Origin of the sequence: Thioalkalivibrio sp. AKL12 (assembly GCF_000377925.1) — a bacterium.
GTDB classification, from domain to species: Bacteria; Pseudomonadota; Gammaproteobacteria; order Ectothiorhodospirales; family Ectothiorhodospiraceae; genus Thioalkalivibrio; species Thioalkalivibrio versutus.
Genome location: NZ_KB898893.1, coordinates 1 through 19,643, shown reverse-complemented (window position 1 = coordinate 19,643; position 19,643 = coordinate 1). Strand labels below are relative to the sequence as shown.

Sequence of the window (19,643 nt, the reverse complement as noted above, 5' to 3'; positions counted from 1 at the left end):
TGAGACGCCGTCTGGCCGTACCGGTTCCTCAGCGTGTCCCCCAGTCACCTTGCCGCACCTTCAACAGGTCGCGGATCTCCGTCAACAGTTTCTCTTCGTTGCTGGGTGCCGCGGGTTCCTCCGGCTTGGCCTCTTCCTTGCGCTGCAGGCGGGCGATCCCCTTGATGGCGGCGAATACCACCACGGCGATAATCAGGAAGTCCACCACGCGCTTGATGAACAGTCCGTAATTGATCGTGACCGCCGCCACGCCGTTCTCTGCCTCGCGCAGCACGATCGCGAGTTCTCCAAAGTCGACCCCGCCGATCAGCAGGCCGATGGGTGGCATCACTACATCGGAAACCAGTGAGGACACGATCTGGCCGAACGCCAGCCCGATGATGACACCCACGGCCATGTCGACCACGTTGCCGCGCGCCACAAACTGCTTGAACTCGTTCACGATGCCCATTGCCCTTCACCAGTCGATGGATGCTGCTAGATCTATAGGCCAGCGCCGGGGCGGTTGCCATGGCAGGGCGAAGGGGGGAGACCGGAGTTTGCGCGGTGGGCACGTCAGTTTGAGTGCCGCGCCGTTGCGCTTGACGCGCGTGATTGTGCCGCGCGACGCTGTAAATAGATGCATAGTCTATAAAGGTTATAGCGGAGCGTCGTGGAGCCGATCCAGAAGAGGGGGCAATGAAACGAGCAGAATCGGCATATCCTTCGGCCATTGGCCGTAACCCACTGGGTGGACATTTCGCGGTCGGGTTTGCCGTGGTCCTGTTGTGGTGTTTCGCCTCAGTGGCCCAGGCATCGGCGGGCCCGGATTTCAGCGAACTGTTCGGCGACAGCGACTTTATCGAGATCATCGAGCGTGACGAGGGGCTCGAGACGCGGCCGACCGGGTATGTGCATCCGGATGCCGAGCCCGATCATGTGTTCCGCATTGATCTGGACGAGGGGCAGGTGCCGATCGGGCAGGGCGTGGTCTACGACGGCTTCCTGATCGACGGGAAACTGCCCGGGCCAACCTTGCGGGTGACCGAGGGCGACATCGTGCGCATGGAGATCACAAACAGCGGGGATGTGATGCATGGGGCGTCGATCCATGCCGCCTATACCCAGACGTCGAAGCACGTGGGAAACATCCTCCCCGGGCAGACCAAGTCGGTCACCTTCCGGGCAACCACGCCGGGCGTGTTCATGTATCACTGTGCCCCGGGTGGTCATGCCATCCCGATGCACGTGATGTTTGGCCAGTACGGGATGATCGTGGTCGAGCCGCGCGATAAGTCCTACCAGCTGGAGGCGGATCTGGGACAGGAGCCGGACCTGAAGCTGTACATGTTGCAGCACGAACTGTACGCCAGCGGCAAGGAGGCGGTGGAAGGCGACGCCAGCTACACCGCCTTCAATGGCGAGCTGTTCCGCTACGTGGAGAACCCCATCCGGGTCCGTCCGGGCGACTACGTGCGCATGTACTTCCTGAATGTCGGCCCCAACCTCCTGTCCACCTTCCATATTGTGGGCATCCTCTGGGACTACGTGTACTGGCAGGGGCACCCGGAAGCACAGTGGCCCGGCGGGCAGACGATAACCGCGGGCCCCTCGGACTCCTGGGTGATCGAGTTCCGCATTCCCCCGGAGGAAGGCGTCTACACGATGCTGGATCATGGCGTCGGGGCCACCAGCCGTGGTGCCATCGGGTTGCTGGACGCCCGAGCGGACGCGGAGACCTCCTCCGAGATCCTGGCCGAAGGCCCCTCGTACGAGCCGGCAGAGCGTGCGGAGCGGATCGGTGAAGCCCGGCGTGGCCTCGCGCCGTTCGGCATTCCCGACGCCGACACCAATCCGGTACCCGCCCGGGCGGATCGTCCGGTCCGGTTCGGGGCGGATGTGGACGAGGTCGTGATCGAGATGAAGGGCAATTCCTTCTACCCGAAGGTGGTCGAGGTGGCGCCGGGCACCAAGATCACCTGGGTGAACGAGGATGTCTTCACTTATGGTCTTGGGGAGACCTCGGGTGCGCACAATGCCGTCGCCATGCGCGGCCCGCAATCGTTCGCCACGGCGATGCTGGGCCACGCCGAGAGCGACAGCGTCACGCTGACCGAGCCGGGCACGTATGACTACATCTGTGCCCCGCACCCGTACATGGAAGGCCGCATCATCGTGCGCGATCCTGGGTAGGTCAGCGCTGCGTCAGGCCATCCTGGCCCTCTCGGAGCACGGGGGCTGCAGCGTGCAGTAACAAAATGCCAGCCCATCAGTGTTTCCTGAACACTCGGCAGGTCGGCTGGACGCGGCTCGATCGCGATCGAGCCGCGTGTGACGGGCGTTGGTGGCGAGGATCAGGCTCCGTGGGCACTGCGGGAGTCGTCCGGCGCCTGGTCGCGGTCCTGCATGCCGTAGTCGCGCACGACCTCGGCCACGCGCAGGCGGTAGTCGGCGAAGATGCCGCCGCGGCCGGCCGCCTGCACCTGGCGGTGTTCCTCCAGGTTGCGCCATTCCCGAACGGCGGCTTCATCCCGCCAGAAAGACAGTGACAGCACCTTGCCCGGCTGGCTCAGGCTCTCGAAACGCTCGATGGAGAGGAATCCGTCGATGTCCTTCAGGTGTTCGCGCAGACTCGCGGCCGCATCCAGGTAGTCCTGTTTGCGTTCGGCGTGTGGTTCCACTTCGAAGATTACGGCGATCATGGTGGGCTTTGGTATGGGGATGAAGGGCCGATTAGACCACGCGAACGTCGGTTCTGGGGAAGGCATTCAAGGGACGAGTGGCCAGTCCGATTCATCGAGGCACACCTGGGGCCGTCATCCCGGACGCCGCGCCGCGGCGATCCGGGATCTCCGGCGCTGGGGGAGTCGCTGACGTAGGAGATCCCGGCTCTGCGCTTCGCTCCGGCCGGGATGACGAGCGGGGGCTGCAGGCGGCTGGGTCGTGGCCCGTGATGATTCGGCGTCAGGCTGTCCTGGCCGCGCTTGCGTTGGGGATTTCGCGCCGGATCAGGTGGTCGACGTAGAGAAAGCCGAAGGGCACCACCCCAAGGAACAGGACCAGCAGCCATTTCCAGACTGGCCACCCGCTCAGGTGGCTGGCGATCAACGACGTCGCGCCATAGACGATGAACAGGATGCCGTGCACCCAGCCCACGTAGGTCACCGCCAGTGGCATATCCGCGTAGGTGCGTAGCGGCATGGCGACAAAGAGCAGGGTGACGAGGGAAATGCCCTCGACAATGCTGATCAGGCGGAAGAATTTCATAGGGCTGGCCCGGCGGCATGGGAATCGGCGCGGAGGGTAGCACACGGGGCCCGAACGCCTGATAACCTTCCGGTACGAGAAGCCTTTGCTCCGGTAACCAGGAACCCGCATGAGCACCAAGCCGCACTGGGAAGACGTCTACCAGACCTGCGCCACCGATGCCGTGGGGTGGTATCAGGCGGAGGCGCGGATGTCGCGAGCCCTGATTCGGGCGGTGGCGTCGGCCCCCGATGCCGCGATTGTCGATATCGGTGGCGGTGCCTCGGTCCTGGTGGACGAACTGCTGGCTGAAGGCTATCGCAACCTGACGGTGCTGGATCTGTCCGGGGCGGCGCTCGAGAAGGCGCGCGAGCGGGTCGGGGGGCGCGCCGCAGCGGTCGCATGGCAGGAAGCGGACGTACTGGAACACGCATTCCCGGAGGCCGCGTTGGATGTCTGGCATGACCGCGCGGTGTTTCACTTCCTGACCGATCCGGATCAACGCGCCCAATACGCGAGGCAGATGCAGCATGCCCTTCGCCCGGGGGGGCATATCGTAATCGGGACCTTTGCGCTGGACGGCCCGGAAAAATGTTCCGGCCTGCCGGTGCAACGGCATTCCCCGGAGACCCTGCAGGGCGCGTTCGGCCCGGATTTCGCGCTGGTGAAGTCGCAGCGGGAGGTCCACGTGACCCCGGGCGAGACCGAACAGTCGTTCAACTGGTGCGTGTTCCGCAAGAACGACTGATCCCGAGTGCTCCACGTTCAGCGGTGCCGACGCGGCGATCAGCGGCGTTTGACCTCCGCGGCATGGGTCTTGGCCCGGGAGCGGATCTCCTCGAAAAACAGTGCCTCCCAGCGGGTGTTGCGTTCGTCCCTCGACAGGGCGTTGTCCTGCGCCTCGCGCTTGAGGCGCTCATCCGCTCCCGTCTCCGCAGCGTCCAGGATCTGCTTGAAGCTCTCCTGTGCCGCGGCCGCCTTCGGGTCGATCCCTTGGCGTTGCAGGACATCGGCCAGCAGTGCCCCGCCTTTCTTCCACTTCGACCAAAGCCTCATAAGTGGCCCCCTGGGGTTCGTTTGGAACGGCCCGGTCCCATGCGTGACGGGCTCGGAGCCTGGGCTCCGCCAGACAACAAACAGTGTACCCGGGCCCGCCTGCAATGGAATCCGGCCGTCCAAACGGAAAAGGCCCTCCGAAGAGGGCCCCGTCAGCATCGAAAGCGGGCGATCAGTTCGAGAAGAAGCGCACGTTCGGATCGGCCATATAGGCACCGACTTCTTCCGGGTCGGCCGGGGTGATGCCGTCAAGCAGGTCGGCCTCGGTGTAGTCCGTGTTCGGCAGGAAGATGGCGCAGGTCTCAACGGTGGCGCCGTTGTTGAGCAGGTTCATCATCAGCTGCTGCGCGTTCCGGTCGGCCGGCTGCATGGTGGCCCCCTCAAAATCTTCGGTCGCCATCGTAGCGGCGGGGCCGCACAGCAGGACGCGGATCTCCTGACCCTGACGCATGCTCTGGTTGGCCAACACCATGGACATGAACTGGGTGTGGTCGTCGGCCGAGGTGACGCTGACGAACAGCTTGGAGGGCTCATCCGCCTGCGCAACTGTGCCGGCACCGGCGAGGGCGAGAAGGGCGGAAGCGGCTAGAGTCTTGATGGCTCGCATGGAAGCTCCTGATCGGTTCTTAAAGTGGAATGCCAGAATATAATCGTATGCTGATACTAAATGCAAAAGAATGCGTCTAGATCGCGTTTGTCGGGCCACCCCGCATGGGTCCACCTTCGTCGGGTGGAGGCATCGCGGGCAACTTAAATCTGGGAGTGCGTTCGGCGGCTGGAGTTCCTGGGGCCCTGTGACGAGCCCCCATTTTTCGCATCGCAAGCTCGGATCGCGCGGCTGCTCCTGACGGATCCGCTTCTTCGGGTACTTTCTTGCAAGGCGGTGGCGATCCGCCTGGCAAGTCGCAACCCTGGACCCGAAGCCGAGCTCACGGTGCCCTATAAGCGTGGGGGTCAGCCAATGCGGTAGGCGGAGGCCAGGTCGCGTACGCGCGAGGCGATGTCCGCGACCTCCTGGCTGGCGGTGGCCGTCTGGCGGGCCCCGTTGGCGGTATCGCCGGTGATGTCATTGATGGCGTAGATGTTCCGGTTGATCTCTTCGGCCACCGCGTTTTGTTCTTCCGCCGCGCTGGCGATCTGTGTGGTCATGTCGCTGATTCGGCCGACCGCCTGGACGATGGATTCCAGCGCCTCGCCGGCGCGTTCGGCGTCGTTGCTGGTGGCCTCGGCCATTTCGCGGCCGCGGCCCATCGCGGTGACGGCGTTGCGGGTACCCGCCTGCAGCGACTCGATCATCGCCTGGATATCCGCCGTGGAGTCCTGCGTGCGCGAGGCGAGGGTACGTACCTCGTCGGCGACCACGGCGAAGCCGCGTCCCTGTTCGCCGGCGCGGGCGGCCTCGATGGCCGCATTCAGGGCCAGGAGGTTGGTCTGCTCGGCAATGCCGCGAATGACGTCGAGCACCGAGCCAATCTGCTGCCCCTTTTCGTCCAGGTTGCGCACGGATTCCTCGATGGTCGCGACCTCGCCCGATAGGCGTCCGATGTCGCTAACCACCGTGCGCACCACTTCGCCACCCGCGCGGGACTCCTGATCGGCTTCCTGGCTGGAGGAGGCGGCATCGGAGGCGTTGCGCGCGACCTCCTGCACCGTCGCGGCCATCTCGTTCATCGCCGTCGAGACCTGTTCGGTCTGCGAGCGCTGCTGGTCGATGTTCCCGTTGGTCTGGGTACTGACGGCGGACAGCTGTTCCGCGGCAGAGGCCATCTGGTCCGTCAGGGTGCGCAACTCGCGGATCGAGTCCTGGAATTGGTCGAGCATGCTGTTCAGGGCGCCTGCAGTGGCGCCGATCTCGTCGTCGGAGCGAACGTCGACCCGGCGCGAGAGGTCATGGTGCTCGGCGATTTCCGTGAGTGTCGCGCGCATCCGCGAGATCGGGAGTGCCACCGAGCGATACGTCCACACCCCGGTGACCACGACGATGATCAAGACCACCAGCATCAGCGCGCCGCTGCGCACCAGAACCTGGGTGTAGAACGCCGATACCCGCTCGGCCTCGGTCCCGGCAACATCGATCTGCAGGTCGACCAGCTGGGTAATCTGGTCGCTGATCGGATCGATGGTGTCGTACAGGGGACCGTTGAAGGCGTCGAGCTCGCCCTGGACATCACCGGACATCCCGCCCAGGGCCCCCTCCAGACGGTCCAGGTGGGCGTTGGCTGCGCGGAACAACCCGCGGGCACCATCAGCCAGTTCCTGCTCACGGGGCGTCAGGGTCGTGGCCAGGTAGGCATCCCAGATCTCGGCGATCTCCTCTCGTGCCTCGCGGACGTCGGCGAGTGCCTCTTCCGCCGTCATCCGTCCGGCGTCCGCCTTGTTGACCGCGTCGATGACCAGCACCGCATAGTTGTCGGCGATGGTCTTCAGCTGCTGCAGGGGCACGACGCGGTCGTGATAGATGTTCTGCACGCCCTCTTCGATGTTGGCTGTGCCGCGTGCGGCCAGGGCCGCCAACAGCAGGAGCGCGGCCACGGGTACTACGATGGTGATGACCAGCTTGGATCGAACAGAGAGCGAGCGGAAATTCATGGGCGGTCCTTGTGTGGCCAGTATTGGGAGCAGCCCGCAACCTCGGGCCTTGACCACAGTAAACGGCCTGGCCGGCCAAACCTTGAGGTGGGTCACCCGTGGCGACGTCCGCTAGAGTCCGCCGCCAGCCGGTTCGAATGGGTGTCGGGCCTGCACGGTTGGCGGTGTATTTGCTGGGGGTTCCGCGGCGTTTTCTGCGGGGCCGACTGACGAAGCAAAAGGCAAGGTTTGAACCCGAAGGTCGCGAAGGTCTCGCGTTCTACTTCATCTCGCGGACGGTCCGGACGACAGGGTTTCGCGGATGCGCCGCACGTCGCGCACATACTCCAGCATGGCTGTCATGGCATCGGCGAACAGGTAGGCCCCGAACAGGACCATCCCGCCCGCGAACAATCCGGCGAGGGGCCACAGGATCGCCGTCAGGATGGCCAGTCCCCAGCTCGCCGGTTCCACCAGCTCGGCTTCAAGGCCGAACGCGGCCACCGCAACGCCCGCAAAGGGCTCGACCGCCGTCAGGGAGATGACCGACAACGCCAGTGCGAGCAGCACGAAGGCAATCGCTAGCAGTTCGCCGACCAGCCGTGTGCAGACTACAACGCAGGTGATGGCGGGATAGTCCCGCGTCTCCAGCGCGCCCAGTGCGCGGGCCCTTCGCCACAGGAGCACGACCCAGGCCAGCACCGCAACGGCAAAGAGGGCCTGCAGCAACACCAGGGATGCGACCGGCCAGGGCACCTGCGGCGTTTCCTGTGCCAGCGTCCAGAGCGTCACCGATGTCAGTAGCCCGACCAGGCCCGTCAGGACCGCGATACCGCGCAGCCCCCATCCTGCCAGCCGCTGCAGGGGGAGTGCGCCCTCGGTCCCGCCGGTTGTCTCGTCGTTCACGGCCGTCTCCATGTCGTTCGCATACGGCCACACGATAGTGCCCGAAAACCGGCCCCGTCAGGTCGCGGGAGAGCGCCCGGGTCAGTCTTTCTTGCCGAGCAGGTCGGCGAAGCCGTGGTTAACGTCCCGGTGGCCTGCCTCATCGGCGCGTACCGCGCGGATCACGTCGGACAGGCGGGCATCTTCCGGAAGGTTCCAGTACTGGATTGCGCGTGCCGGCGCGGCGACGTTATCGAGCCCGCCGGACTCCACTTCCTCCAGGTACTCGGTGTAGCTGACGACCGCTTCCTCTTCAAAGTAGCCTACGATCCGGTGCGCCGTGCGCGACGAGATGATGTAGATCATAAAGAACAACGTGTAGAAGAAGCCCTGCGCCAGGATGATCAGGAAGCGCTCCAGCCAGTTGGGCGAGGTGATCTCGATGAAGGTGAGCAGGTGCATGCGCTCGTTCTCGGCCTCGTCCATCAGCGTGCGGATCCAGCCGTGGTCATCCTCCATGCGCCGCAGCGAGCGCAGGTGCTGCAGCGTGGCGCCTACCATGCCGGGGACGCCCGCAACCGTCTCCAGGACCACGGCGCGGTGTCCGTAGCGCCGGGCAAAGAAGGTGTCGGCGAAGAATCGCATCAGCGAGGTGAAGCTGCGTGCCACGCGGTCGGAGAAGTCGCGTGGTTCGTGATGACAATTCAGGTCGATGTCGCGGTCGTTCGGCATGCTGCCCCCAACGCTGATCAACGCGCCGTTTTTGGCGGCAGGTGTCCATGGAGCATAGAACCCGCAGTCTGAAATGTCGTGGGGCCGCTTCACAGAGCGTGAAACCCCATGCATGACAGAAGCCCGGACTGGGTTTCTGAGGTCCAATGTCGAGGTTGTGGATCGGGCGGTGCAATCGGGGGAACCGGGAGCCGAGAAGGCGGCCTCAGAGAGAGGCGAACATCAAAGGAGAACGCATGGCGAACGAAACGAGCAAGCCGCAGCTGGAGATCAGCGTGAACGCGGCGCGCGAACTGGTCGATATCGGCCTGGCCGTGTTGCTGGATATCCGTCAGCCCTTTGAACTGGAGCTGGAAGGCGCGGTAGAAGGTGCCGTCCCTGTGCCCCTGTTCCGCCTGAAGCAGTTGCTGGGTCGCGAGCTGTCCGAGGAGGAACAGGAACTGCTGGATGCGGACGAGCCGGACGAGCGGGATTTCCAGCACTTCATCTCCCTGATCAACCGCCACCACGTCACCCAGGACCAGATCCTGCTGTGCCTGTGCAACAGCGGCCGCCGCAGCCTGCGTGCCGCAGAGCTCCTGCGGGACCTCGGGTATGCACGCTGCCTTTCCGTCCGGGAAGGTTTCCGCGGCTGGACCGGCAAGGGAGACACATGATCCATGGGCATGTTCGCCCGTGCTGATCGCGGATATGGGCTATCTAAGGAGGTGAGTGGGGGCGATTTCGCCTCAATGGTCACCGTTTCGGGCCCTGACCCGGGGCCGACCCCGTCATGACCGTCAATGGGCGCCGGCCGGGTGATTCTACAGAGGGGCGCTGCCATGCTGCGACTGCCGGCCGTTCCGTTTGCCCACCAATCCTGGTGCTGCCGACTGCACATCGTCGCGCTTGTCGGGTTGGCTCTGCTTGTCGGAAGCCCTCTACTGGCGCATGCGGATGGCGCCGAAGACTGGCTGGCCGCCATTGCCGAATCACCGCTGGGCGAGCCGATTGCCGTTACCTCCACTGTGCAGGGCGGTGTCGTCGAGGGGGCGGTGCACGCCCGGCTGCCGTATTCGTTTGCCCTGGTGGCCAGTGAGCTGGAAGCGCTTTCGGCGTGGTGCGAAATCACCGTCCTGCACATCAACATCAAGAGCTGCGTCTACCGCGAGGGGGCGGATGCCTTGCTGCACCTGTACGTGGGCCGTGCGCGTTACGAGCAGGCGGAGTATGCAGAGCGTGTGGAGCTCGTCAGGCGGTCGGCCCAGATGGGTGAGGACTGGCTGCTGATCGAGCTGGAGGGCGATCGTGGGCCCTACGGAACCCGGGATTACTCCATCGTCGTCCACGTCGTTCCGCACGACACGGGGACCCTCGTCAACCTCGAGTATTCGTTGCGCTTCGGGGTGATTGCCCGGCTGGCCGCGCTCGTCTACCTCGCCACCGGGGGGCGCGAGCGGGTGGGTTTCACCGTGGTCGGTTACGAAAACGGCGAGCCACAATACATCGGAGGCCTGGAAGGCATGATCGAGCGCACCGTCATGCGTTTCTATCTTGCACTGCAGGCCTGGCTCGACGTCCGCGACCGGCCGGCTCAGGAGCTCCTTTTGGCCCGCCTGGAACGCTGGTTCGACCTGACCGACGAATACCCGCGCCAGCTACGCGAGCTGGACCGCGAGACCTACCTCGAGCAGAAGCAACGCGAGTACGCGAACCAGCAGAGGCTGCAGGATGCCCCACCGCCCCGCCGGCGCATCCTGCCCCTGGACTGACGGGCTACCCGAATCTCCCTGTCCTTGCAGCTCGGATAGGAGGCGGGTGTCGTGTTCTTCCGTCTTCGGCCGCATGGCGGTGTGGGTCAGGGGTGCTCCGGTGCGTTGGTGTATTCCTGGCGGGGGCGGTCGAGTTCGAGCAGTTCCAGGCGGTGGTTGCCGGTCGGATGGGGTCCCGAGGGGCCCTGGACGAGGAGGGCGAGGCCGTCGTCGATGCCGTGCTCGGTGAGCCACTGGCGCGCGAAGTCGTTCCAGTCGGCGCGGTCCTCGGCGACATCCACGGGGTGGACACCGTAGGAAAACTGCAGGCCCTGGGCGGTGGCCGGGTTCGGGGTGAAGGCGGCGATCCAGCAGGGCAGGCGCAGTCGCGCGATGCGCCGGGCGGTGGCGCCACTGGCCGTAGGCGCCAGGGTGACCCGTGGCAGGCGCCGCTGCGCGGTGTGCAGTACGCTGCGCGCGATGAGGTCGACGGCTCGGTCAAGACCTGCCTCGTCAGGGTCGTCCGGGCCGTCGGCGCCGATGCCGCCGTCGCGTTCCGGTTCGATGGAGCGGGCAATGGCCGCCAGCATCGCCACGGCCTCCACCGGGTACAGCCCCATCGCCGACTCGGCGGAAAGCATCACGCAGTCGGTGCCGCCGAGGATGGCGTTGGCGACGTCGGTGGCCTCGGCGCGGGTAGGGCGGCGCGAGGCGACCATGGACTCCAGCATCTGGGTGGCGGTGATCACCGGGCGGTTGTGCTGGTTGGCGCGTCGGGTGATGCGCCGCTGGGCGAGGGCAATGCGCGCGATCGGGATCTCCACTCCGAGATCCCCGCGTGCCACCATGATGCCGTCGGCGGCTTCGAGGATGCTGTCGAGCTGCTCCAGCGCGGCGGCGCGCTCGATCTTGGCGATGATGAAGGGGGCGTAGTCCAGTGCTTCTGCCGCCTTGCGCACCGCAAGGATGTCGTCGCCGTCGACCACGAAGCTCTGGCTGACCGCATCCACGCCGTGTTCCGCTGCAAACCGCAGCCATTGGTGGTCTTCCGTGGTGAAGGCGCGGATGCCGAGATCGATGCCCGGCAGATTCAGGCCCTTGCGCGAGCGCAGTTCGCCGCCGGTATGCACGCGGCAGATCACTTCGCTGCGCTCGACCGTCACCACCTCCAGCTCGATGAAGCCATCGTTCAGGAACAGGGCATCGCCCGGCTGCACCGCCTCCGGCAGGCTCGCGAACGACACGCTGACCCGCGAGGCATCGCCAATGCAGTCCTCGGTAGTCAGGGTGATGGTCTGGTCGGGGTGCAGTTCGATCGGCTCTTCCGCCAGTTCGCCGATACGCATCTTCGGACCGGGAAGGTCACCGAGGATCGCGACGCGGGTGCCGGTCGCATCCGCGACGTCGCGGATGCGACCGATCAACTCGGCATGGTAGGCGGCATCGCCGTGCGAGAAATTCAGCCGAGCTACATCGAGCCCGGCCAGCATCATGCGCCGCAGCGTCTCTGGTGAATCGGACGCGGGCCCAATGGTGGCAACGATCTTGGTCTTCTGCGCGGGAAACGGCATGGGCGGGTTATTCATCCGGGCGGTGTCTTAGGAGGGTAGACCGTGCCGCGGATACCTGTCGCCGTGTCCGTGGCGTGTCCATGTGCGGCCGCTGGAATCGGTAGACGGCCTTCGTAGACGACCCTCAGTGCGATGCGTCCGCTTTAATCGTGGCGTAACCCTGTCGGAGCAGTGATAGCGGCCCGTTGAGTCGAACGTTCGGACCATCGGAACAACATGGGTGTCCTCTTATTCCTGGTCCTGGAGCAAGAAGGATGAGCGAGATAACAGCACAACCCATCGAGCGGTTTCCATTTATTCGTTCATGTCTTCGCGCTTTGAGCGCTCCTCCTGACGTCGCTTGCGAATGGTGCTGGACTTTATGAATGGCAGGAGTTTCAGCAGCCCCGTAACAAGGCGTGAACGATAGTACTCGACCCGCACGATGAAGCGGACAGCCCAGTGTTCCTTACCCAGCTTTTCCTTGGCCTCCGTCATCGCGGCACTGCTGCCGGCATTGCGGACGCTGGCCAGGCGGAACAGTTCAATCTGTCGGAGCAGGGCCGTGTGTCGCAGCAGCGGCAGGGGGCGGAGAAGTCGGATCAGGCGAGTGGATTTGAGTATCTCGTGAAGCAGTGGAAAGGAGAAGATGATAATCAACACCGACAGCCAGTTTTCTTTGGTCGTCTTCCAGCGGTCATGCGAGATGGCCATGTAAAAAGCATACTCGACCACGAACACTGCCCAGATCAGCCAATCGGCGACCGTGATCAGGGGGTGTTCCACGTCTAACCAGTAAGTGATCGTCAGCGGTGCGGTCAGTATGGCGGCAATGATGACGGCAGCGGTCAGGTAATTGCTGAGCGATTCTTCAAGCGCCGATTCAAGCTTCAGTCGCACCGGCTCCCTCCCGCTACCCTGAGTGGCCGCCTTCCAGCGCACGAATGGCAATGGATAACGTCACGCCAGGGATTCGTGCCTTTGCATGGCGCGTTCGTCATCAACACAGACTGTTCGCCACCATAGGCCGAGGTCAGGCTGGCGTCGGTACGGTGCCAAACAGAACGGTTTTGCGGCTCTTTGCGGCGGAAAATCCGGCCTTTTCCAGCAGGGCGAGCGCCGCGGCTGACGCCAGGAGCCCGTATTGCTGGGGCCGGTGAAGGCCGGCTGCAAGAAGATGGGGATCTCTTCTTCCGGCTGAGGGGGTACCACTAGCTCCGCCATGATCGGAAGGAGGGGCAACAGGCAAGGTCGACCCCATGCCATGCGCGCACCCAATAGCGTGACGCACTTGACTGAGACCGGCGCCGTAACGTGGAGCCCTTCTGATTCGGTTTCTCTACAATACCCGGCATCACACCCTTCCGGATCAACCCATGCAGCTGGAACAACGCGCCCGTTCCTTCGCCATTGCCGCGCATGCGCGCGTCGAGCACGTCTGCCGGTATACCGGCGAGCCCTATATCGTGCATCCGGCGCGGGTTGTGGAACTGCTGCGTTCGGTGCAGCACACCGAGTGCATGCGGGCGGCCGTCTGGCTGCAGGACACTATTCGGGATACCGGGGTCAAACCCGAGACCCTGGAGCGGCTGTTTGGTGCGGAGGTCGCAGAAATGGTGGTGATGATCAGCGACGTGAGTCATCCGGAGGACGGCAACCGGGCCCAGCGCAAGGCGATCGACCGGGCGCATCTGGCGCGGGCGACGGCCCCGGCCAAGACCGTGAAACTGGCCCAGCTGATCGATCTGGCCTGTACCGTATTCATGCATGATCGTGCCTTCACCCCGGTGTTTGTTCGCGAGAAGGCGGCCTGGCTGGAGGTGCTGGAGGGCGGCGACCCGTTGCTCTGGCGCCAGTTGCGGGATCTGACACCGGCCATGCACCCGGAAATGGCGGACAAGGACGCCGACTGGCGTCGAAACTGCCCCTTCGCACGGCGCTCTCCCCTGCGCCGGTACGATGTCGCAGTGGGGCGTGGTATTCGGGAAGGATCCAGCAACCAGGACACGGCTGCGGCCGGGTGAAGCGACAGTCCGAACCGCGCAGGAACAGGAACCGGTCCCCATTATCGCGGTCGGCGGCGGATTGGTTCTAGCGCGAGTCTTACACCGTCCCCAGCAGCGTTGGCCTCACTCGCCGGGGACACTCGCGGTGCTCGTGCCGAACGGGTGATGGACTAACTAACTGGAGGCTCGGCCTTGCGCGCTTCGGGATGGAAGGGGTCAGACCTGGTCTTTATTCTCTGCCTTCACCACAGGGGCAAAAGGCAAGGTGTGACCCCATGCCATAGCGGGAGATGCCGCATTGCCGTCTGTCTGCGAGCAAGTTGGCCATTTTTGTCCCTGAAATTGTCCGTTTAAGGCCATCTGTGGGCCTGGAAACCGCTATAACCAAAAGTATTTCAGGCTCTTGTCGTGGTCCGACCCCGTCGCGCTTGTCAGCCCTTTTCCGGATCGGCTTCATCCGGGTGTTGCGGTGTCCGCTCGTCGGCGCGAAGTATGTTGACCACCATGAACCGCAGCCGGCTCCGCAGGAGGGAGACCTCGGCGGTCCCGTTCCGTTGGAGCCCCAGCAAACGTGCGCCAAGCGGCGACAGGATGGATATCTTCGCCTGTTCGGGTCTCGCGTCTTCCGGCTCGCAGAGTTCGACGACAAACGTCTCCTCGGTTTGCAGATCCAGTAGTTGTACCCGGGAGCCTACTCTGGCGATGGGCTCCCCGCGGGTTGCTGCCGCTTGGCTTCCATCGTCGAGCTTCTCGAGAAGGCAGGCGAGTTCCATCGGGGTGCCGATAGCCCGGCAGTAGTCCTTCCGGATCCATTGATGGGTTCGGGTATCGGCGGCTGGCCGAAGGTAATACGGGTTGTTGCGCGCCACGGTCGCATCTCCTGATCAGAAACAAGAAGAAGGGGGTTGGCCGGGCGCACGAACGAGGAAACGGCGCCCGGCCTAAGCGAGAGTTCTCATGGCGTTTGGGACTCCAGACCGAGTATTGCGGGGGTTGTCGTTACGAAAGCCGGATGCTAGACAGCTCCCTCAACAAAGGCAAATCCGCACGAATAGTGGCAGTTATCGTGTGCGTATAAGAGTCCGGCGTTCCCGGCTCAACAGGATGGTGCCTGTCCCTGTCCTTCTCGTTACAACCGTGCCGTGGCCTCGCATCGCCAGGCGCAAGATGCGGGATCGGCGCGTGCGCGCTCGCCTATCGAGTGATGGGCGGACCGAAGGGTTCGGTCTTGCGCGTCTCGGCCTCCGCGCGTTGCTCCGGGGTGAGTTGCTGGTGGATGTAGTCGCGCGCCTCGGTCGCCGGCTTGTGGCCCTGATCGGCGGCGCGCGCGAACCAGACCCAGGCGGCGACCCAGTCGACCTCCACACCGTGGCCCTCGGCCAGCACGATGCCCAAGTTGTACTGCGCCGGGGCCAGACCCTGCCGGGCAGAGGCTTCATACCAGCGCGCTGCCGCCGACTGGTCCCGGGGTACCCCCAGGCCTCGATCCAGCAGGACTCCAAGGTTGGCCTGGGCCTGGGGGTGGCCCGCTTCGGCCGCCGCCCGGTACCAGTGAGCAGCAGCTTCCATGTCTTCCTTTGTGCCCTTGCCATCGCGGCAGAGATTCCCCAGTTTCGCCGCGGCGTCGGGGTCCCCGGCCTCGGCCGCCTGCTGATACCAGCGGACAGCGGCGGTCAGGTCCGCGTCCACTCCATCGCCCTGTTCCAGGGCGAGGGCAAGGTTGAAGGCCGCGTCCCGGTGGCCCGCGCTGGCGGCCTGGGCGTAGTACTCCGCTGCGGCGGTTCGATCCCGCTCGCAGCCACTGCCTTGTTGGTGGGCGACCCCAAGGCTGTTCAGGGCATCGGGATCGCCGCGTTCCGCGGAGCGTTTCCACCACTGGACGGCTTCGGTGGCGGCGGCGTCGCCGCCCTGGTTGAGCAGCAGAACCGCCAGATTGTTCTGTGCCGCGACGTGTCCTGACTCGGCCGCGCGGCGATACCAATGCCGGGCCATCTCGGTATCCGCCGGATCTGCCTTTTCGGCCATCACGCCCAGGTTGAAGCTGGCATCGCTTAGCCCCTGTTCCGCGGCCTGTGTCCAATACTCGCGTGCACGCTCTGGGGCCGCCTCCAGCCCCAGTCCCTCCGCGTAGAGGATTCCCATGCCGAGCTGCGCCCAGGCCGAGCCACCATCGGCGCGGCCCTCCCAGATGTCCCGGGCGGCCTGGTAGTCGCCCCGTTCGAAGGCGAAAAAACCCTCGCGGTCGGCGCCGCCCGGACTTTCGGGGGGCAAGGGGTTGGAGGATGAGATGGGCGTGTCCATGGCTGATGCGCTCGGTGGCAGGTGACAGCCCGAGGATACAGGCCCGGATGCCTACCGCAAGGCACAGCACGGAACATCGTCGGGGTTGCACGGCTCGCCACCCATTCGCCCGGCCGAGCCGTTCGGTCATGGCCCGTCTCCAGCCCGGACCTTGGCTCTTGGGGAACTACGATCCGGCAGCGACCGCTCGATGCTCAGTACCTTGTCGAGGTCCGCACGGGCCATGCGTGGCTGGCCCCGCTAGCCTCTACAACCTTTTAGGGCGGCCAAATCCACAGGATCAGCGGCACGGCAGTCACGATGACGATCAGCGACAGTGGCAGTCCCATGCGCCAGTAGTCGCGGAATTCGTAGCCACCGGGGGCCATGACCAGGGTGTTCGACTGGTGCCCGATCGGCGTCAGGAAGGCGCAGGACGCACCCACGGCGACCGCCATCAGAAACGGATCCGGGGCGGCCTCCATCGACCGGGCCAGCGCGATCCCCACCGGCGCCGCCAGCACTGCCGCGGCGGCGTTGTTGACCACGTTCGACAGCAGCATCACCACGACCATTAGCAACGCCAGCATCACGGCGGGGGAGGCGGCTTCGCCCAGCGCGAACAGGCCATCGGCGATCAGCTGCGAGCCGCCGGTCGTCTCCAGCGCCCGACCCACCGGCAGCAGCGCCGCCAGCAGTACGATCACCGGCCACTCGATCCCGCGATACACCTCGCTCGGCCCGATCAGCCCGACCAGCACCATCGCCACCGCGGCCCCGACCAGCGCGGGCGCCGCCGGTACCCAGCCCAGCGCCACCGCGCCCAGCGCCAGCGCAAACAGGCTGCTGGCGAGGATCACCTTGCGCGGCTGGGTGATGCGCAGCCCGCGCGAGGCCAGCGGCAGGCAGCCGAGCTCGCTCAGCGCGGCGGGCAGTTCCTTCTCGCCGCCCTGCACCAGCAGGATGTCCCCGGCCCGGAAGCGCACCTGATCCAGCCGCTCGCGCAGCCGGACCCCCTGACGTGCAACCGCGAGTACGTTCAGTGCGTAGCGCTGGCGCAGTTCCAGGGCGCTGGCAGTGGCACCGACCAGGCGCGAAGTGGGTGTGACGATGGCCTCCTCCAGTGCCAGTTCGCCCATGGGGCTATCGCGGCCCTCTCCGCGGCCTTTTTGCGCGTCTTGTTCCTGTGCCTCTTCGAGCCTTGCCTCCAGCTCCATTCCCGTCACGTCCAGTAGCGTCTTCAGGCTGTCGGGGTCCGCCTCGACCAGCAGGATGTCGCCCGCGCGCAGTACTTCATAGATGGCTGGCATCGGCTCGCGGCGTTCTCCGCGCACCAGACCGACCACCACCACCTCGGCCTCCCCCTGCAGTTCGCGCATCAGCTCAAAGACGGTGTGCCCTACATAGCGATTCTCCTCGGTGACCCGCACCTCGGTCAGGTAGGCGCTGATCTCGAACAGCTCGCCGGTCGCGGCCGGGCGTTCCCGCTGGGGTATCAGGCGCCAGCCGATCAAGGCGATGAAGATCACGCCGACCGCGGTGACGCCCAATCCCACCGGCATGAAGTCGAACATCGCGAACGGCGCGCCCGTAATCTCCGCGCGGTACCCTGCGATGATGATGTTCGGTGGCGTGCCGATCATCGTCAGCATCCCGCCAAGCAATGACCCGAACGCCAGTGGCATCAGCAGGAAAGAGGGTGACCGGCCGCTCTGGCGCGCCATCCACACGGCCACCGGCATCAACAGGGCCAGCGCGCCCACGTTGTTCATGAACCCCGAGGCCAGGGCGACAATCACGGTCAGCGCGGTCACCTGCACCCAGGGGCGTTCCCCCACCCGGGTGAGTTGCCGCGCCACTGCGTCCACCACGCCCGCATTCAGCAGCCCTCGGCTCAGTACCAGGACCGCCGCGACCGTAATCACCGCCGGATGACCGAATCCGGAGAACATCTCGCCGAACGGGACCAGCCCCAGGAACGCCGCAGTCAGCAGCGCCGCAATGGCGACGATGTCGTAACGCCAGCGGTTCCACACGAACAACGCCAGGGTTGCCGTCAACACCCCAAAGATCATCCACTGCTCGGTCGTCACACCCGGATCCCTGGCTACCGTCTGCAATCAATGTAAGGCCTTCATCCCCCGATTGCATCGCTCATGGCGGTCGGCGTGCGCCTGGTCTGTCGTTGTCTCCAGTCGCCGACACCGCTCGGTTACCCGGGGCGCAGCACATCCGGAGAGAGTCAATCCAGGAAGGCTGCCGACTTGACCAAGGCGTGGGCGCGGATGCCGGGCTTCAGGCCGAGGCGTTCGGTGGAGAGCTGGGTGAGTTCGGCCATCAGGGTCTGGCCGTCGTCCTGGCGGCAGGTGGCGAGGATGCGGGCGAGGCCATGATGGCCGGGGGCCTCGTCCAGGGCCTCGATGGTGACGGGGATGATGTTGAGGATGGAGATATCCTCGGGTGGGGACAGGGCGATGGAGACGTCGCGGGCGTCGATGCGCAGGCGGGCCTGGCTTCCGGCGCGGTTGGTAGAGCCGGGGGTAGCGGGGACGCGATAGCGTGCGTCCGGGGGGCCGAAGGGGTGCAGGCCGTGTTGGTCGGGCGGGCCGAGTTCGCCCTGGAGGACGGAGACGGCGCCTTCTTCGCGGAACAGGGGGGAGTCGGCGCGGGCGAGGGCGTCGCGCAGGGGTTCCAGGCGTTCGAGTTGGCCGTCGTGCATGAAGGCGACGCGGTGGGCGAGGCGTTCGACTTCTTCCGGGGTGTGGGTCACCAGCAGCGTGGGGATGCCGGTCCTGTCGGACAGGCGCGCGAGGAAGGGCATGATCTCGCGTTTGGTCTGGGTGTCCAGCGCATTCAACGGCTCGTCGAGCAGTAGCAGGTCGGGGCTGATGAGCAGGGCCCGGCCCAGCGCCACGCGCTGGCGCTGGCCGCCGGAGAGCTGGTCGGCGCGGCGGTCCAGCAGTTCGTAGATGCCGAGCAGGTCGGCGACCTCGTCCAGGTGCAGGCGGCGTAGGGGTTCTGGCGTGCGCTTGTAGCCGTAGAGCAGGTTGCCGCGCACGGAGAGGTGCGGGAGCAGGGTCGATTCCTGGAACACCAGGCCGACGCGGCGGCGATGCAACGGCACGAAGGTCTTGCCGGACTGCCAGACGGTGCCGCCGAAGTGCACCTCGGCGCCGGGCGGATGCTCTAGGCCGGCGATGATGCGGAGGAGGGTGGTCTTGCCGCAGCCGGAGCGGCCGAACAGGGCGGTGACGCCCTCCAGCGGGAAGGCGGTGTCGACGTCCAGTGCGAAGCCCGCGCGTTCGAGGCGCGCCTTGATGCGCAAGGTTTCGCTTGTGGGTCGGTTTGTCGACTTCCCCGGATTAGGTCCACGCATAACTAGAGGTTTCCGGGGTGTGTAACTGCCGGTATTCGACCGGCGTCAGGTCCCCCAGCGCGTCGTGAGGGATGGTTTCGTTGTAGTCCTGCAGCCACTGCTCGGTGTGTTCCCGGACTTCGGTCAGCGTTCGGAAGACGTAGAGGTCCAGGACCCCGCGGCGGTAGCTGCCGTTGAACCGTTCGATGAAGCCGTTCTGCATCGGTTTGCCCGGCTGGATGAAGCTCAGTTCCAC

Annotated in this window: 20 protein-coding genes; 5 read left to right on the top strand and 15 right to left on the bottom strand. The window is 65.3% G+C overall.

Translation table 11 applies throughout. The annotated features are described in order from the left end of the window. Positions 1 to 28: 28 nt before the first annotated feature. Positions 29 to 451 carry a large-conductance mechanosensitive channel protein MscL gene (gene mscL / locus D579_RS0104835; RefSeq protein WP_018937926.1) on the bottom strand — a complete coding sequence of 141 codons (423 nt, stop codon included), beginning with the start codon at positions 449 to 451 and terminating at the stop codon, positions 29 to 31. A gap of 227 nt (positions 452 to 678) precedes the next feature. Here mscL and D579_RS0104830 point away from each other — a divergent pair, with 227 nt between their 5' ends. Then, positions 679 to 2,172: a plastocyanin/azurin family copper-binding protein gene (locus tag D579_RS0104830; RefSeq protein WP_018951274.1), complete on the top strand. Its 1,494-nt coding sequence runs from the start codon at positions 679 to 681 to the stop codon at positions 2,170 to 2,172. Between the two features lie 161 nt (positions 2,173 to 2,333). On the opposite strand, the gene D579_RS0104825 is transcribed toward D579_RS0104830, so the two are convergent. Together D579_RS0104825 and D579_RS0104820 are read right to left on the bottom strand one after the other, a co-directional pair. Next, complete coding sequence (locus tag D579_RS0104825; RefSeq protein WP_018951273.1) at positions 2,334 to 2,681, bottom strand: antibiotic biosynthesis monooxygenase; 348 nt, start codon at positions 2,679 to 2,681, stop codon at positions 2,334 to 2,336. A 262-nt stretch (positions 2,682 to 2,943) separates the two neighbouring features. Beyond that, positions 2,944 to 3,246, bottom strand: a complete 303-nt coding sequence (locus tag D579_RS0104820) for a DUF3817 domain-containing protein (protein WP_018176437.1) — start codon at positions 3,244 to 3,246, stop codon at positions 2,944 to 2,946. A gap of 109 nt (positions 3,247 to 3,355) precedes the next feature. Here D579_RS0104820 and D579_RS0104815 point away from each other — a divergent pair, with 109 nt between their 5' ends. Further along, the gene (locus tag D579_RS0104815) at positions 3,356 to 3,973 is read left to right on the top strand and encodes a class I SAM-dependent methyltransferase (protein ID WP_018951272.1); all 618 of its coding nucleotides are present in this window, start codon (positions 3,356 to 3,358) and stop codon (positions 3,971 to 3,973) included. Positions 3,974 to 4,011: 38 nt separating this feature from the next. Here D579_RS0104815 and D579_RS0104810 read toward each other — a convergent pair whose 3' ends face one another. The 5 genes from D579_RS0104810 to D579_RS0104790 form a co-directional block, all read right to left on the bottom strand. Continuing rightward, positions 4,012 to 4,281, bottom strand: coding sequence for a hypothetical protein (locus D579_RS0104810; RefSeq protein WP_018951271.1), 270 nt, complete (start codon positions 4,279 to 4,281; stop codon positions 4,012 to 4,014). Between the two features lie 172 nt (positions 4,282 to 4,453). Beyond that, positions 4,454 to 4,888: a DsrE family protein gene (locus D579_RS0104805; protein ID WP_018176434.1), complete on the bottom strand. Its 435-nt coding sequence runs from the start codon at positions 4,886 to 4,888 to the stop codon at positions 4,454 to 4,456. Positions 4,889 to 5,235: 347 nt separating this feature from the next. After that, the gene (locus tag D579_RS0104800) at positions 5,236 to 6,870 is read right to left on the bottom strand and encodes a methyl-accepting chemotaxis protein (protein ID WP_018951270.1); all 1,635 of its coding nucleotides are present in this window, start codon (positions 6,868 to 6,870) and stop codon (positions 5,236 to 5,238) included. A gap of 264 nt (positions 6,871 to 7,134) precedes the next feature. Then, a complete protein-coding gene (locus tag D579_RS0104795; RefSeq protein WP_018169341.1) occupies positions 7,135 to 7,767 on the bottom strand; it encodes a hypothetical protein in 633 nt (210 codons plus the stop codon). Positions 7,768 to 7,836: 69 nt separating this feature from the next. Further along, the gene (locus D579_RS0104790) at positions 7,837 to 8,466 is read right to left on the bottom strand and encodes an alternative oxidase (RefSeq protein ID WP_018951269.1); all 630 of its coding nucleotides are present in this window, start codon (positions 8,464 to 8,466) and stop codon (positions 7,837 to 7,839) included. A 236-nt stretch (positions 8,467 to 8,702) separates the two neighbouring features. Here D579_RS0104790 and D579_RS0104785 point away from each other — a divergent pair, with 236 nt between their 5' ends. Together D579_RS0104785 and D579_RS0104780 are read left to right on the top strand one after the other, a co-directional pair. Further along, positions 8,703 to 9,122, top strand: a complete 420-nt coding sequence (locus tag D579_RS0104785) for a rhodanese-like domain-containing protein (RefSeq protein WP_018951268.1) — start codon at positions 8,703 to 8,705, stop codon at positions 9,120 to 9,122. Between the two features lie 165 nt (positions 9,123 to 9,287). Further along, positions 9,288 to 10,217 (top strand): hypothetical protein, encoded by a 930-nt coding sequence (locus D579_RS0104780; RefSeq protein WP_018951267.1) that lies wholly within the window; start codon positions 9,288 to 9,290, stop codon positions 10,215 to 10,217. A gap of 86 nt (positions 10,218 to 10,303) precedes the next feature. Here D579_RS0104780 and pyk read toward each other — a convergent pair whose 3' ends face one another. Continuing rightward, a complete protein-coding gene (pyk, locus tag D579_RS0104775) occupies positions 10,304 to 11,767 on the bottom strand; it encodes a pyruvate kinase (protein WP_018951266.1) in 1,464 nt (487 codons plus the stop codon). Positions 11,768 to 12,061: 294 nt separating this feature from the next. Continuing rightward, positions 12,062 to 12,646 carry an ion transporter gene (locus tag D579_RS0104770; protein WP_018176430.1) on the bottom strand — a complete coding sequence of 195 codons (585 nt, stop codon included), beginning with the start codon at positions 12,644 to 12,646 and terminating at the stop codon, positions 12,062 to 12,064. Positions 12,647 to 13,122: 476 nt separating this feature from the next. Between D579_RS0104770 and D579_RS0104765 the strand changes: the two genes are divergently transcribed. Beyond that, positions 13,123 to 13,770 (top strand): HD domain-containing protein, encoded by a 648-nt coding sequence (locus D579_RS0104765; protein ID WP_018176429.1) that lies wholly within the window; start codon positions 13,123 to 13,125, stop codon positions 13,768 to 13,770. Between the two features lie 413 nt (positions 13,771 to 14,183). On the opposite strand, the gene D579_RS0104760 is transcribed toward D579_RS0104765, so the two are convergent. The 5 genes from D579_RS0104760 to D579_RS0104740 form a co-directional block, all read right to left on the bottom strand. Continuing rightward, the gene (locus tag D579_RS0104760) at positions 14,184 to 14,621 is read right to left on the bottom strand and encodes a GreA/GreB family elongation factor (protein WP_026289441.1); all 438 of its coding nucleotides are present in this window, start codon (positions 14,619 to 14,621) and stop codon (positions 14,184 to 14,186) included. A gap of 325 nt (positions 14,622 to 14,946) precedes the next feature. After that, on the bottom strand, positions 14,947 to 16,053 hold the full coding sequence (locus tag D579_RS0104755) for a tetratricopeptide repeat protein (protein WP_018951264.1): 1,107 nt from the start codon (positions 16,051 to 16,053) through the stop codon (positions 14,947 to 14,949). Positions 16,054 to 16,310: 257 nt separating this feature from the next. Then, positions 16,311 to 18,107: an SLC13 family permease gene (locus D579_RS0104750; protein WP_038050228.1), complete on the bottom strand. Its 1,797-nt coding sequence runs from the start codon at positions 18,105 to 18,107 to the stop codon at positions 16,311 to 16,313. A 167-nt stretch (positions 18,108 to 18,274) separates the two neighbouring features. Beyond that, complete coding sequence (gene modC / locus D579_RS0104745) at positions 18,275 to 19,408, bottom strand: molybdenum ABC transporter ATP-binding protein (RefSeq protein WP_038050219.1); 1,134 nt, start codon at positions 19,406 to 19,408, stop codon at positions 18,275 to 18,277. Further along, the coding region (locus D579_RS0104740; RefSeq protein ID WP_018951261.1) for an integrase core domain-containing protein at positions 19,395 to 19,643 on the bottom strand (249 nt) is incomplete at its 5' end. The genes D579_RS0104740 and modC, both read right to left, overlap by 14 nt.

Bases quoted from the DNA above. Each gene is read 5' to 3' on its own strand.
- mscL (WP_018937926.1), bottom strand. From the start codon at position 451: ATGGGCATCGTGAACGAGTTCAAGCAGTTTGTGGCGCGCGGCAACGTG.
- D579_RS0104830 (WP_018951274.1), top strand. From the start codon at position 679: ATGAAACGAGCAGAATCGGCATATCCTTCGGCCATTGGCCGTAACCCA.
- D579_RS0104825 (WP_018951273.1), bottom strand. From the start codon at position 2,681: ATGATCGCCGTAATCTTCGAAGTGGAACCACACGCCGAACGCAAACAG.
- D579_RS0104820 (WP_018176437.1), bottom strand. From the start codon at position 3,246: ATGAAATTCTTCCGCCTGATCAGCATTGTCGAGGGCATTTCCCTCGTC.
- D579_RS0104815 (WP_018951272.1), top strand. From the start codon at position 3,356: ATGAGCACCAAGCCGCACTGGGAAGACGTCTACCAGACCTGCGCCACC.
- D579_RS0104810 (WP_018951271.1), bottom strand. From the start codon at position 4,281: ATGAGGCTTTGGTCGAAGTGGAAGAAAGGCGGGGCACTGCTGGCCGAT.
- D579_RS0104805 (WP_018176434.1), bottom strand. From the start codon at position 4,888: ATGCGAGCCATCAAGACTCTAGCCGCTTCCGCCCTTCTCGCCCTCGCC.
- D579_RS0104800 (WP_018951270.1), bottom strand. From the start codon at position 6,870: ATGAATTTCCGCTCGCTCTCTGTTCGATCCAAGCTGGTCATCACCATC.
- D579_RS0104795 (WP_018169341.1), bottom strand. From the start codon at position 7,767: ATGGAGACGGCCGTGAACGACGAGACAACCGGCGGGACCGAGGGCGCA.
- D579_RS0104790 (WP_018951269.1), bottom strand. From the start codon at position 8,466: ATGCCGAACGACCGCGACATCGACCTGAATTGTCATCACGAACCACGC.
- D579_RS0104785 (WP_018951268.1), top strand. From the start codon at position 8,703: ATGGCGAACGAAACGAGCAAGCCGCAGCTGGAGATCAGCGTGAACGCG.
- D579_RS0104780 (WP_018951267.1), top strand. From the start codon at position 9,288: ATGCTGCGACTGCCGGCCGTTCCGTTTGCCCACCAATCCTGGTGCTGC.
- pyk (WP_018951266.1), bottom strand. From the start codon at position 11,767: ATGCCGTTTCCCGCGCAGAAGACCAAGATCGTTGCCACCATTGGGCCC.
- D579_RS0104765 (WP_018176429.1), top strand. From the start codon at position 13,123: ATGCAGCTGGAACAACGCGCCCGTTCCTTCGCCATTGCCGCGCATGCG.
- D579_RS0104755 (WP_018951264.1), bottom strand. From the start codon at position 16,053: ATGGACACGCCCATCTCATCCTCCAACCCCTTGCCCCCCGAAAGTCCG.
- D579_RS0104750 (WP_038050228.1), bottom strand. From the start codon at position 18,107: ATGATCTTTGGGGTGTTGACGGCAACCCTGGCGTTGTTCGTGTGGAAC.
- modC (WP_038050219.1), bottom strand. From the start codon at position 19,408: ATGCGTGGACCTAATCCGGGGAAGTCGACAAACCGACCCACAAGCGAA.